This window comes from Capnocytophaga sp. CM59, assembly GCF_000293175.1.
Lineage (GTDB): Bacteria > Bacteroidota > Bacteroidia > Flavobacteriales > Flavobacteriaceae > Capnocytophaga > Capnocytophaga granulosa.
This window is the reverse complement of record NZ_ALNN01000070.1, coordinates 1-13,928: the sequence shown is the minus strand read 5'-3', so window position 1 is coordinate 13,928 and position 13,928 is coordinate 1. Positions and strand designations below refer to the sequence as shown.

General features: G+C 43.0%; 9 protein-coding genes. 2 read left to right on the top strand and 7 right to left on the bottom strand.

Translation table 11 applies throughout. From position 1 onward, the window contains the following. The 5 genes from HMPREF1154_RS12685 to HMPREF1154_RS12665 form a co-directional block, all read right to left on the bottom strand. Positions 1-8,408 (bottom strand): Ig-like domain-containing protein (locus tag HMPREF1154_RS12685; protein WP_009643017.1); only part of this gene is annotated, 8,408 nt, incomplete at its 3' end. 127 nt (positions 8,409-8,535) lie between these two features. Next, positions 8,536-9,300, bottom strand: a complete 765-nt coding sequence (locus tag HMPREF1154_RS12680; RefSeq protein WP_009643014.1) for a membrane protein — start codon at positions 9,298-9,300, stop codon at positions 8,536-8,538. Next, complete coding sequence (locus HMPREF1154_RS12675; RefSeq protein WP_009643021.1) at positions 9,297-9,716, bottom strand: septal ring lytic transglycosylase RlpA family protein; 420 nt, start codon at positions 9,714-9,716, stop codon at positions 9,297-9,299. Before HMPREF1154_RS12675 ends, HMPREF1154_RS12680 begins: the two co-directional genes overlap by 4 nt. Positions 9,717-10,041: 325 nt before the next feature. After that, positions 10,042-10,572, bottom strand: coding sequence for a ribosome maturation factor RimM (rimM, locus tag HMPREF1154_RS12670; protein WP_009643019.1), 531 nt, complete (start codon positions 10,570-10,572; stop codon positions 10,042-10,044). After that, on the bottom strand, positions 10,572-11,081 hold the full coding sequence (locus tag HMPREF1154_RS12665; protein ID WP_009643022.1) for a 30S ribosomal protein S16: 510 nt from the start codon (positions 11,079-11,081) through the stop codon (positions 10,572-10,574). Before HMPREF1154_RS12665 ends, rimM begins: the two co-directional genes overlap by 1 nt. A 237-nt stretch (positions 11,082-11,318) precedes the next feature. Here HMPREF1154_RS12665 and atpD point away from each other — a divergent pair, with 237 nt between their 5' ends. Continuing rightward, a complete protein-coding gene (gene atpD, locus HMPREF1154_RS12660; RefSeq protein ID WP_009643015.1) occupies positions 11,319-12,833 on the top strand; it encodes a F0F1 ATP synthase subunit beta in 1,515 nt (504 codons plus the stop codon). 7 nt (positions 12,834-12,840) lie between these two features. Beyond that, entirely contained in the window at positions 12,841-13,125 is a 285-nt protein-coding gene (locus HMPREF1154_RS12655) for a hypothetical protein (protein WP_009643016.1), read from the top strand. 60 nt (positions 13,126-13,185) lie between these two features. Here the strand turns inward: HMPREF1154_RS12655 and HMPREF1154_RS12650 are convergent, their stop codons facing one another. Then, positions 13,186-13,446, bottom strand: coding sequence for a DUF5053 domain-containing protein (locus tag HMPREF1154_RS12650; protein WP_009643020.1), 261 nt, complete (start codon positions 13,444-13,446; stop codon positions 13,186-13,188). A gap of 13 nt (positions 13,447-13,459) precedes the next feature. Then, positions 13,460-13,645, bottom strand: a complete 186-nt coding sequence (locus HMPREF1154_RS12645; RefSeq protein WP_009643018.1) for a hypothetical protein — start codon at positions 13,643-13,645, stop codon at positions 13,460-13,462. Positions 13,646-13,928: the final 283 nt, after the last annotated feature.

Genomic DNA, 13,928 nt, shown 5'->3' with positions numbered 1-13,928 from the left:
GGAGTCAGTACCACATCACGCTCTGGGGAGAGGTTACCTACGACCCCTTCCATGGTATCTACTCCTGAAGAGAATACCGTTGCTACAGTGGTATAATCCACTGCGTTAGGAATCTTACCAAAGTCATCATCTACCGCCTTGAGGGCAAGGGTAGGCACTTCTACGGTTATCTTCACCTTAGCCTCATCACAGATGGTTGGCTGATTCTTCACACAGATTTTATAAGTAATCTCGTAAGTGGCTGGTGCCGCATCATTAGGTATCATAATCTTACCAGTGGCTGGGTTTACCCCTACTCTTGTAAGGCCGCCATCGTTAGAAATGGTGATATCCACATCGGCTGGGGTTGCAGGATTACCGTTGACCTTGTCATTGCCAAGTACGGCTACTTTCTGGCCTCGGCGTACTGTCGTATCAGGGTCGTCATTGGCCTCTATGGTAGGAGCACCTTCTACTACCTTGATTTCTGCTACGGTACTCTTTACTGCACCGCAATCGCTTGTTACCTCTACCCAGTAGTAGAAACTTCCTACGGTATCAGTGGCAGGCTTATAGCTTGGGCTATTATCCCCTACTTCAGTGCCTGAGGTGTTGTTATTATCTGTATTCCTATACCACTTATAGCTGAGGGTACCCTCACCTGTGGCCACTACTGCAAGTGGTATTGCCTCTTCTCCTCTTTGGTAAGTAGCCCTTGCTGGATGAGTAGTAATGGTGGTGGCTGTCTGTTGCGCCTTGATCTCAAAGCTATCAGAAGCTACCGATTCACAATTGTTATTGTTCTTAGCCGTAATGGTATAAGTACCAGGGGCAAGACCTGTAATCTCATGGGTAATAGCATTGACTTCCAGCTTGGTACCATTATGCCAAAAAGTTAGTCCTAACGCATGGTTGGTAAGTTTAGCCACTGTTGGGCTGGTACAGCTGGCAGGGGTTAGCCTAATTGCTGGCTTGGCTGGTGTTGGGAGCTTGTCAGCTATGTCAAAGTCCACTGCCGCAGCCCTACAAGTACCACGTGTTATGGTCAGTGTATAAGTACCTGCTGTAGTAAGGCCTGTAATATTACCTGCATTATCTACTGCTCCTATAACTGTTCCATTGCTATCGGTTATGGTAAAGGTCTCTCCATGGGTGTAATCGGTATAGTTGCTTACCTTGGCTGCACTCATGGCTGTACAAGTAGGTGGTGCTACCATTACAGTAGGCGTTTCAGGGACAGGGAGTGCTTCGGCTATGGTAAAGGTTTCTTCACCAGATACACAAGTGCCCTGAGTAGCCTTGATCTTATAGGTACCTGCCGAAGTAATACCCCCGATGGTTCCGTCAGCAGCTACTAAAGCACCTGCAACAGTTGCATTAGCACTATCGGTTATGGTATAGTTAATACCAGGGACATAGTTGGTTATCTTAACCACTGTTGCCACACCACAAGTAGCAGGGGTTGTCGTTATGACAGGGTTGGCCACGCTTCCTATAGTTACTTGAGTGGCTACTCTTGAGGTCTCACAGGTAACAACTCCGCCATTAGAAGCCGTCTCTGCCACATAGTACGTAGTGGTAGTGAGCAAGTCGGTACGTGTAAGTGGGGTTCCTCCTGTAGCTACATTATAGATTCTGATAGAGTTATCACTATCGTTGGCATCTATAGCCTTCCAAAGGGTATCTACTGTAGTACCTACACAATACGTATATGTTGCTTGCGCAGTAGGTGCCTGTACAAGGGTCACTGCCATGGTTTGCCTATCACTCTCACACTTGTTTGTCTCATTAGCGGTATAGTAATAAGTGGTTGCATTGAGCAAGGTAGCATCTGCCAAGTCCACAGGGTCAGTAGCGGTTGCATATACTTTCAATGTACCTGTAAGGGTCAGAGCCAATTGTGCTTTGAGATCGGCCACTGTAGCACCCTGACAGAGATTTACAGCTGTAGGTGTTGGCTTTGTGGTAATATCCTCAATGGTAACCTTAGCTCTTTGACTAATCTCATCAGCGCCACAATCACTATGTACTTCTACAAAATAATATGAAGTGCCGACAGTGGTTGTCTCTGGGGTATAAGTATCTTGAGCTACTGTTGTACTAAGCTCTGTTCTTACTATTACATGTGTAGAAGTAGCCGCATCCACCTTATGCCATTGGTAAGTAAATGGAGGCGTACCCTTGGCCTTCACCAAAAGTGCATCGGCGGTAGCTCCTTTACAGTACTTCACTTCAGCAGTGGAGAGGTCGGTATCAATAGCCGTATTTTCTGTTACGGTAATGTGTGCACGAGCACTAGTTACATTACTACCACAAGCACTACTTACCTCTACATAGTAATAAGCTGTTTCTACCATAGTCACCACAGGCGTATAGCTATCCTCATCGCTGTTCGTGTTAGCCTCTGTTCTTATGAGCGTACCCGCATCAGTAGCATTTGCTGCTTTATACCATTTGTAGGTAAATGGTGCAGTTCCCTTAGCCTTGATCAAAAGATCTAAGACTCCCGCAGATTGATCTTTACAGTATTTCTTTTCGGTAGTACTAAGGTTAGTGTCAATAGCTGTTGGCTCGGTTACCACTACCTCAGCAACGTTACTTACCGCAGGAGTACAAACTGTATCGCTAGATACAACAGCATAATAGTAAGTCGTGCCTACAGTGCCAGTTGGTACAGTAAAGGTATTGGCTGTCTCTCCCGAAATAGCTGTTCCTCCTGTACTGCTATTAGTGGTATTTTTATACCATTGTACAGAACGGTTACCATCGCCTGAGTGCGCTATGGTAAGAGTAAGAGAAGCTCCCTTACAAAGTTTGCTCAAAGCCGCAGGTTGCGTAGTAATAGCTGGCAAGGATTGTACAATCACCTCGGCAACACTACTTACCGCAGGAGTACAACCTGTATCGCTAGATACAACAGCATAATAGTAAGTCGTGCCTACAGTGCCTGTTGGTACAGTAAAGGTGTTGGCTGTCTCACCTGAGATAGCTGTTCCTCCTGTATTGCTATTAGTGGTATTTTTATACCATTGTACAGAACGGTTACCATCGCCTGTATGTGCTATAGATAGGGTCAGCGTGCTATCCTTACAAGGTTTGCTCAAGGTGGCAGGTTGAGTAGTAATAGCAGGCAAGGATTGAATGGTAATCTTAGCTCTTTGGCTGGCCTTATCATCGCCACAATCGCTATGTACCACTACATAATAATAGGCAGTACCTACAGCGTCTGTTGCAGGGGTATAAGTATCTTGATTAGCCGTCACATTGGCCTGAGTTCTTACCACTGTACCTGTTTCGGTAGTATTGTTTGCCTTATACCAAGTATAGGTAAAATTGCCCGTTCCTTCCGCGGTTACTGAAAGTGCCGCAGGAGAGGTATGCCCCTTACAGTATTTCACCTCTGTTGTGCTTAGGTCAGCGGTTATGGCTGTTACTTTGGTAAGCACCACTGCCAATTGGACACGAGTAGTCTCACAGTTGCCCAAAGCAGAGGTAGTGGAAGACTCTGCCACATAGTAATTACCTGCTCTTAGAACTGCATTTCTTGCAAGGGCAGTTGTACTTGTCGCTGTTTCATAGAACTTAAGGGAGTCGTCGGAGTCACTGGCATCTATCTCATTCCAAAGGGTTTCCAGCTTAGTACCTGCACAATAGGTATAGGTAAGATTCACGGTAGGTTCGGCCACTAAGGTAACCTGCAACGCTCTACGGTCACTCTCGCACTTGGTAGGATCGGTATCCTGCAAGGAGAAGTAGTAAGTCGTATTGTCCGTTAAGGCTGTTGTATCTGTTATCGGAGTTGTATCCATATTAGTAGCATATACCCGTATTGTACCCACATTCTGAGGGTCATTATCTATATAATCCTTAAGAGCAGCTATGGTAGCTCCTGTACAGAAAGTACCTGCCGTAGGTGCTGACGGTGTTGTGGTCTTACGAGTGATACGAACCACTAAGGCCGTTTTCTCACTTGGACACTTGCCTGCTTCCTCTATAGTATAGAAGTAGGAATTAGCCTCATATACATTTTGAGTATCCGCCTGTAATACCCAGCGGTTATTATTGTCACGGACAAATATTCTAGCATCATTTCCTACCACAGCTTTTAGGTCACTTACCTTAGGTTGCTGGCCTACAGCCTTACATACCTCAAAGGTCTTAGGTGTAGCGACCGTTACATTAGGATTCCTTTTGATAATCAAAGGCACCTTAGTACTACGGCACTTACCAGCCTCTTCAGCAGAGAAGTAGATTGCATTATTCCAATCCACAAAGGTATCATCCGACATATTTCCTGTCCCACGCCCCTGATGTATCTTTACATTGGAGTAACCAAAGTCGGTTTGCATCTTAGCGATGAGCTCCCCTACGGTAATTTCTTCACAGATGGTTACCGTCTTAGTCTCCACTTCGGTCATGGCATTCTGACCCGGTCTTACACTAAATGGTAAGGAGACACATTTGCCTGCTTCTTGTACCGTAAAGTAAAGACGCTCAGATTGTGTAACTTCATCGGTGGCTCTCGTATATTCTGAACTTGCTTCTAATGTAGGTTGAGAATAAATCTTAATAGTCGCTCCTGTTGGATATCTTCCTTGTAAAGCCCCCTTAATCTGTCCTATAGTGGTGCGCAACCCATAATAGCCTATGTAGAAGCATACATCTACCTGCTCATTTTTGGCTGTGGTACGAGGAGTAAAAGTAAAGTTAACCTGTTGAGGCGCTGTTACACATTGGTAAATATTCTTCGCATAGTCATACTGTTCATTGTTTTCTACTAAGGCATCATCAGCCAATGGAACGGTTGTCCCTCTTCTATAAATGAGAACATTAGCAGCATCGGATGGATCCACTAAGGCCTTGAGGGAAGCTATGGTCGTGAGCTGACAACCTACATCACCTAAATTTTTAACTGTTACAGCTGTCTCTCCCTTTATAGTAACTTTGATAGGTTCTTCTGGGGTACAATAGCCATTTTTGGTTAGGCGTAACCAATAGTCCTGACTGCTACCATTAGGAGTAGACAAGCTAGTGGAACCTACCAATGGAGAGGTTCTTGCCCTAGCATTGGATTCAGTGGCATACCAAGTAAAATCGGGTTGTAGTGCAGTTACCTTAGGTGAGCCTTTGATAATCTCCTGCTTGATTTCATCCAAGGTTACATTGTGATTACATACCTTAATAGTAGTTTTAGGAACGAAATCAACGAGCTCTTTCACTGTCAATTTGGCTTCTTGGTAGGTTATCACCTTTTCACAAGGAGATAATACTTCGTAATAGAAGGTATAACTACCCATCCCTAATGGTTTTTGTCCTCCATTACGAGGTCGAAGATTGATCTTGTGATTATTAGGCACAGCGATCACTCCCGAAGCCTCTCTAATACGCACTGTAGCTCCTGTTGGTAGGTTAGCAGCTAAGTGGCTATTAGGTATATTAAATAGGCTTTCTACATCAAATACTGTAGGACCTGTGATACACTTAAGTGTCTCCCCATTATTGGTACGAGCCAAAGGAGGAACTGTAACTGACAATTCCTCAAACTTAAATTTATCTACCTCATCTGTCACACAAGACTCTATAGCATGTTGTGATGGAATCTTAATCTTTACATAATACTTTTTAGCAAAATCAGTAGCTGTAAGGGATGGAATGGTATAAGAGAATCCTGTTGCCAGAGGAGTGGAAGGATTGTCTTCGCGATACCACTCCACTTGTACATTAGGCCCTAAGTCGGTGATAGTGAGTTTTACCTCTTGTCCGGTACAATAATAATCACGCTTAGGCTTTGGTTCGATCTTAGGCTTCTGTATATTGGCGATCGTAAGCTCTTTTTCTACTGTCTTTCCACAAGCATCGGTAATGGCAAACTTATAGGCATTATTGACATTGGAACCATCCAAGTTGATAAAGAATTGATCTCCAGGTTGTGTTTTAGCCACTGAGGTATCAGGGGTAGTACTTCCTGCTGGGAGTTTATGTATCAGCTTATAGGTAAAAGGAGCCGTACCCCCTTCAGGGGTAAGCATAACATGATACTTCTTATCATTACAACCAAAACCTACCACTTGTATACCGTTGAGGTCTCCTTCGAAGGTTCTTTCTTTGATAACCATTTGGCACTCATAGCCACCATTTAAATTTTTGATACGGCGTACAATACGGAACTTACCTACTTTTCCTAAGCCCTCATCGGTAGTTTTTCGATTGATAGGCGTATCATAAGGAAGTCCTGCATAAGCCCATTCTTCCCATTCTTGGTCGTCTTCCTTATAATGCTGTATCACGAATTCAGACTGATTATAGCGCCAGTCTTCAGTACCTCCCAGTGTAATACTTCCTTGTACTACTGGCTCACAGCCAGGAGCAAAGGAAAGATTATAGGTCTGTCCCGCTATCACAGGAGGAATCTGACCAGGCTTAACAGGAATCGTAACATTATTACATACATCCGTTATTCTAAACTTATAAGTACCTTTAGGCAGATCACGTATATACCAATTGTTTTCATCTGCCCTATTATTATCGGTAAGGGTATAAGGTAGGCTAAGGGAAGTACCACCTATGGTACCAGAGGTATGAACCACGCTGGAAGCATCTATGTATTCTATAATTTCTATCTTTTTGACAGCCGCCCCACCAATTCTAGTAATTCGTATAGAGCCATTAGGTGCTGTAGTATTGGTAGCTCCTTCACAGCTGGCTATCACTTGCATCTCTACATTAACCGCTGTTGGAGTGACGGCAACAGTAACTGGATCCAAATCCGCATAACGGGTTGGGTCACACTCATCATCCACCAAGCGGAAGTTGAAAGTATCTCCATTGCGCAAATAGTCAGGAATGACTACCGTTTGGAAATCATAAGAGCTAAAGAGAATTTTCTTGGCATACTTACCTCTTAGTAATGGATTAGAGTGGTTAGCAGGCATCAGAGAAAAGCCAGCTCCTGCATAGTTGAACAAATCATTAGCAGGTCTGGTAGGCCCTTGCTCTATCACCAAATAGGTGTTCAGGGTCGCTTGGGAATCCCTTCTATGTTTGTAACGGAGTCGCAGCTGTGTGGTATGGCAGGCCGTAGGTGAAGAGCCATCATTGGCTACCTCTACCATCGCATTTTCAATAGGATTATAGAGGACAGAGGTAACCTCAGCCAAGGAGGTCGTATTACCACACATGGTGATATCCGCCTTTATCTTCCAGGTTCCCGATTTGTTAGGCAGGTTGAACTCCTGAAAATTAGAGGTTACCACTAAGGCTTCCCCATAAGCATATTTAGGCAAATACGTATCAAGGTCTGTCTTATTATTAATCACATAGGTAGGAGTATATACCACTCCATCAGGATCTGTAAAAGTAAATTTTACAGTAAGAGGATAATTAAAAGCATCGGAATCCACTGCTTTTTTGATTCCTGTACCAAATAAATATAAGGCGTCGAATTGCGCTTTGGTACAGTTAAACTCTTTTCCCGCTATTGGCGTATAAAGATGGGTAAAAGTAAAAGACTCATCGGTAAGAGTAATAGGCTGAGGAATAGGGTTTGCCCCACAAAAATTCTCTACCTTGACATAATAGTCACCTGGATCAAGGTTTTCAAAGATATTGGATGTTTGCTTTACTCTTCCTGCTATATTATTCATATGCTCATCTAGCAAGGTATAATACACAGGATAGTTAGCCGCGTGATTTCCCCATTGGTCTACATTAATATCCACTCGAATTCCCAATTTGGTAGCTCCACAGATCTTAGGAATTTGATTAGGCTTGAAAGAGATAACCTTGACATCGTTCTTGATCTCAAGCATAGAAGATTCCGCGGGCAGAGGGCCAGATCCTGATCTGCGTTTGGTAGTAACATAGTACTTCCCTGCCACTAAGGAGATCGCACCTGTATGAGGCTTTGCGGTAGCGAAATTATAAGACTCATTTTCCTTTCTAATATAGAAATTGAAGTCGTTGTTATTCACTCCTGTTCCTACGACCTTAAAACGAATCGCCCCACTACTACCACACCACTCATGCTCCACTCGAGTAGCAATCTTCATCTCAGTCTCAGGAGTCACCGTGTAGTTAAAGCCAGTCTGGTAGCTACAGCCGTCTTTCTCTATCTTGAGCGAATAACGGCGAACCGAATTAACTGGCTCATCCATTTCTATATTGACAAACTCCTCCGTCCCAGAGGTATAGAGGAAAGACTTACTATTTCCGTCATTATCGGAAACAGTATACTTAGTATCCTTCAAAGGATACTTGATAGTAATGGTCGCTTTCTCGCCCTTGGTTACTTTGTCAAAGTAAGTTACACGTGTCTCACTTAATGTCTTAAGGAGCAACGGATCGCAGGTTTGCGCTTTTACTAAGCTAAAGAAAGGACTTAAAATCATAAGTATCAACCAGATACGCTTATAATTATTCAGCTTCTTCATAATTAAACAATTAATATTCGGGGGCAAAGATAAGAATTTATTATGATTTGAAACAAACTTTATTTATATTTTTTTATTTTTGTTATCAACAATTTTTACTGATTTTAGAGTGAATTGTGAATAACTTTTAGATAACCATTAGTACCATATATATAATAGGTAGGCTCTCTACCCAAAGAGCACTATAGTAGGGAGACTGATGTTCATGCGCAAAAAAGAGTGAAAGCACTGTAATACAAGCAATTATAACCTGTATATAGAGAAGAAATGTAGGGTGTACAAAGGCCAATAGTACAAATAAAAGCATCAGTAGGGTACCTATGGTTTTGGTTTTTGGGGTGCCTAAGATGGTGGGAAGCGTCTGTAAATGCGCTTGTTCGGCTTGCTTATCCCTGATATCAAAAGGAAGAATGAGTACTATCACCCAAAGGAGGTATTGCCCTGCAAGAATGCTGGTTTGCGGGGCAAATAAAGAGACTTTATAGTCCGATAAAGGAAGATATACACTCCCCAGAACCCAGCAAATGGAAACTATGATAATTTTAAGAAAAGGAATTGAGCGAAGACGATGGGTGAGAAAGGGAGCATTATAGGCCACACTGAGCACCGTGGAGAGTAGGAGAATGCCACGGCCTGTCCATGAAAGAAAGAGAAATGCCCCGCAGGCTGTAGCTACTAAAAGCCACCATATAGGACGCTCATATCTTAGACGCCCCTCTTTAGCAAAGGAATAAGAGAGTACCGTTCCCACCCATAAGGAGAGCAGCTCCGCATAGGCCATAGGTAGCTGAAAAATAAGTAAGGTACTGATAGCCAACGAAGTAACGGCTGTAGCGACGACTATATTTTCTCTGATAAGCCAAAGAAGGAGTGCGTAGCATTTTTGTTTCATTCTCTGATTACTTCTATAAGCACCTGTAGGTTACCCTTGTTAGGATTATCAGTGATTTGCATAAAGGCCTTTCTGGAGAGGTCTAGGTCTTTGCCTTTGGTAAAGGGGCCTCGGTCATTGACCTTCACCACTACAGATTTGCCATTGATAGGGTTAGTTACTCTAAGGGTAGTGCCAAAGGGATAGGTGCGGTGAGCGGCAGTAAGTTTGTTATTGCTAAAGGTTTCCCCACTGGCAGTTTTACGGCCGTTGAACTTGTTATGGTAATAGGAAGCCACGCCACTGGCTTTGCCTATTGTAGCGGTAGCGGAGGCTTCCCTCTGGGAAGTTCTATGAGGTTGCTTGCGCTGCTGTACCGTTTTAGTAGTATGACAGCTGACAAGGAAAAGCAGGAGCAAAAGGAGGAGGAAACGCATAAAATAATAATTAATGGTTAATGATTTAAGTTTCGCAAGCTCTGTAATCAACTGATTCTCAAAACATCCCCCCTACCCCCCCTCAAGGGGGGAGTTAGTAAGTAGTGGAGGTTCAATAAGTTATAGAAAGAAAATTTTCCAATTAGATAAACAAATTAGGCTATTTCAACGCCCTTAAAGACACATACTCCGCTCTCGCGGACTTTCCCTTTGGAGGGGGGTTAGGGGGAGGTTTTTACAAATAATTGTTTATCAGTTATTTGCCATTTCAATAGCAACCTAAAAACAACTTGTGAAACTTAAATTAATGATTAACCATTAACCATTAATCATTGAGATAGAGTTCAATAAGTCCTTCGGGAGTTGCCACTGTGATGGTTTTATCCTTACGGTTAACCTCCTTGAGGAAGTCGTCATGTAGGGGGATCAGAATCTGTCGCCCCTCGTGTTCTATTTCAAAAATGGGTTGGGAAGAGCGGTCATTGATATGAGTGATGACCCCTACCCTACCATAATGTACATCTACCACCTCGAAGCCTATGACCTCATGATAGTAGAATTTGTTGCCAGAGAGCTTAGGTAAGAGTGAGAGCGGTAAAAACAGCGATTGGCGGAGGAGTGCCTCGGCATCACGCTCGGTATCCACCTCTTCAAACTTGATTCTAAGCAAATTAGCCTTATGATAGCTACACCTTTCTATGAAAAAAGGAATCAGTTCCTTGCCTAATTCGACAAATACTGATTCCCTATTTTCTAGCAGGGCACTATCGTCCGAGTCGGTTTTGACAAGGACTTCTCCCTTAAAGCTAAATTTGGAGACAATTGTACCTACAAAGAAACAATCTTCCTTCCTCATTAAGCTTCTGATTCTTGAGCGGATGCTTCTTCAGCAGGTGCTGCTGTAGCTTCCTGTGCCTTAGCGGCTTGTGCTTCTTTACGCTTTTGGTTGTAGGCTTGTTCGGCCTTTACGCTTTCTTGCTTAGCAGAGATTTTGCCCTTGTGGAGTGATTCCTTTTTAGCAACGATTTTCTGCTCTTTTTCTTTTTGCCAAGCTTCGAACTTAGCATCGGCTTGTTCTTGGGTAAGAGCACCTTTCTTTACTCCTCCCTGGAGGTGATACTTAAGCATCACACCCTTGTAAGAGAGGATACGGCGTGCTGTTTCGGTAGGTTGTGCTCCGAATTGTAACCACTTGATTGCTTCATCAATATCTAGCTCAATCTGAGCTGGATTGCTGTTAGGGTTGTAAGTACCTATTTTTTGGAGGAACTTACCATCGCGGGAAGCACGTACGTCAGCGGCTACTACCCAATAAAAAGGTTTCCCTTTTTTACCATGTCTTTGTAATCTAATTTTTACAGGCATATAATTAAGACTTGTGAGGTTCACGACCTCTATTAATAATCGGGGGCAAAGATACATATTTATTTTTTAATGTACAAATTATTTTTTAGTGGTTAGTGGTTAGTGGTCAGTGGTTAGTGGTCAGTGGTTAGGACTAAAAACTAACCGTTAAACTAATAACTAAATTTTTTTTTTGTGATTTTCAAATAAAATATGTATCTTTGCACACAAAATAAATGCGCTTTTTTATTTAAAGATATGGCACAATACAAAGGTAAAATAGCACAGGTCATCGGTCCTGTGGTAGATGTTACGTTTTCTTCAGAGAAGGAAATGCCTAAAATTTATGATTCATTAGAGATTGTTAGCAAGGAAGGTAAGCCTCTGATCCTTGAGGTACAGTCTCATATAGGGGAAGATACCGTACGAGCTATCTCAATGGATGCCACTGAAGGACTTAGCCGTGGGATGGAAGTAATCGCTACAGGGCACCCTATTCAAATGCCTATAGGGCAAGAGGTTTTCGGACGCTTGTTCAATGTGATCGGAGATGGTATAGACGGGCTAGGTAACCTCCCTAAGGATGGAGAAAACGGCCTACCAATCCACCGCAAAGCTCCTAAGTTCGAGGACTTATCTACAGTAACCGAGGTTCTCTTTACAGGTATTAAGGTTATTGACCTGATAGAACCCTATGCGAAAGGAGGTAAGATCGGACTCTTCGGGGGTGCTGGGGTAGGAAAAACCGTACTTATCCAAGAGCTGATCAACAATATCGCCAAAGGACACGGAGGACTTTCCGTATTTGCTGGAGTGGGCGAACGTACTCGTGAGGGAAATGACCTACTGAGAGAGATGCTTGAATCAGGCATTATCAAATATGGTGATGACTTTATGCACTCCATGGAAGAAGGCGGTTGGGATCTTAGCAAAGTGGATAAAGATGCTCTAAAAGAATCCAAAGCGACTTTCGTATTCGGACAGATGAACGAACCACCTGGAGCACGTGCGCGTGTAGCTCTTTCTGGACTTACCGTAGCTGAATACTTCCGCGACGGAGCTGGTCAGGGCGAAGGAAAAGACGTTCTTTTCTTCGTGGATAACATCTTCCGCTTCACCCAAGCGGGTTCTGAGGTATCGGCCTTGCTAGGTCGTATGCCATCAGCGGTAGGGTATCAGCCTACTTTGGCTACCGAAATGGGAGCTATGCAAGAGCGTATCACTTCTACTAAGAAAGGGTCTATCACCTCCGTACAAGCGGTATATGTACCTGCGGATGACCTTACTGACCCTGCACCTGCTACTACCTTTGCTCACCTTGATGCCACTACAGTACTCTCTCGTAAAATCGCCGAATTGGGTATCTACCCTGCGGTAGACCCACTAGACTCTACTTCTCGTATTCTTACACCTGAAATTCTTGGAAAAGACCACTATGAGTGTGCCCAACGTGTAAAAGAATTGCTCCAACACTACAAGGAACTGCAAGATATCATCGCAATCCTCGGTATGGAGGAACTCTCCGAAGAGGATAAGCTCGCCGTTGCTCGTGCACGTAGAGTACAGCGTTTCCTTTCTCAGCCTTTCCACGTAGCGGAACAATTTACAGGGATTCCAGGGGTATTTGTGGATATCAAAGACACCATTCGTGGGTTCAATATGATCCTCGATGGGGAACTTGACCACCTACCTGAAGCGGCTTTCAACCTTAAAGGAACGATTGAAGAAGTAATAGAAGCAGGTGAGAAGATGCTTGCTGAAGCTCAAAACTAAGACGATTATGAGATTAGAAATAGTAACCCCAGAGGCCGTGCTTTATAAGGGAACGGTGAGTATCATCACCCTACCAGGAGCGAAAGGGTCATTTCAAATACTTGAGAACCACGCACCTATAGTAGCCCTCTTAGACGAAGGAACGATCACCTTTAGCGAAAGCGAAGCCCCTAAGGTATTTGCTCAGGAATATTTCTTGGAGCAAACTCAAGCCAAAGGGGAACGTATGCTCTCTATCACAGGAGGGGTCGTAGAGCAAAAAGATAATAAAATAATTGTATTGGCTCAATGATCTTATTTTTATAAATTTAAAGCAGGGGCGCTTGCCCCTGCTTTTTTATTAGATAGATACTTATTGTATTTGATAAGCTACTTTCCTTATACGCTCGGATAGGTCAAACAAAGCACCTTTGAGCTGTTCCTTCTCTTCCTCTGTAAAATCCCCTTCTCCCCCATTGAAGCCTTTACCATTCATTTTTTTAGAAAGCCACGAACGACTTTTACCGAAATACTGTTCGGATATTTGCCCCCAAGATACTTCTACTATAATATCCCATACCTGTTCCCTTATAGTAGGTACTTTCACTTCTTCTTTTACTGCTATTGTTCCCATAATCTATTAATATTTATTCACTTTCTGTATTATTTTCTTCAGTTTCTTCACTCTCTCTATACTGAATATCCATCAGTTCATCTAACACATCTTGGATTTCAGCTTCAAGCATTCTCGCTCCATTAGGATAAGCTCGACGATAGTTTCTAAGAAGTGCTATAAGCTCCCATTCCTTATCGCTAATGTCTTTTGTTATCATATTCTTATCATTCTATTACAGCGCAAAATTAATCAATATTTGTTGATTATACAAATATTTAATTTAAGTTTCGCAAGTCGTTTTTAGGCTATTATTGAAATTATAAACAACTAATAATCAATTATTTGTAAAAACCTCCCCCTCACCCCCCTCCAAAGGGAAAGTCCGCGAGAGCGGAGTATGTGTCTTTAAGGGCGTTGAAATAGCCTAATTTGTTTATCTAATTGGAAAATTTTCTTTCTATAACTTATTGAACCTCTACTACTTACTAACTCCCCCCTTG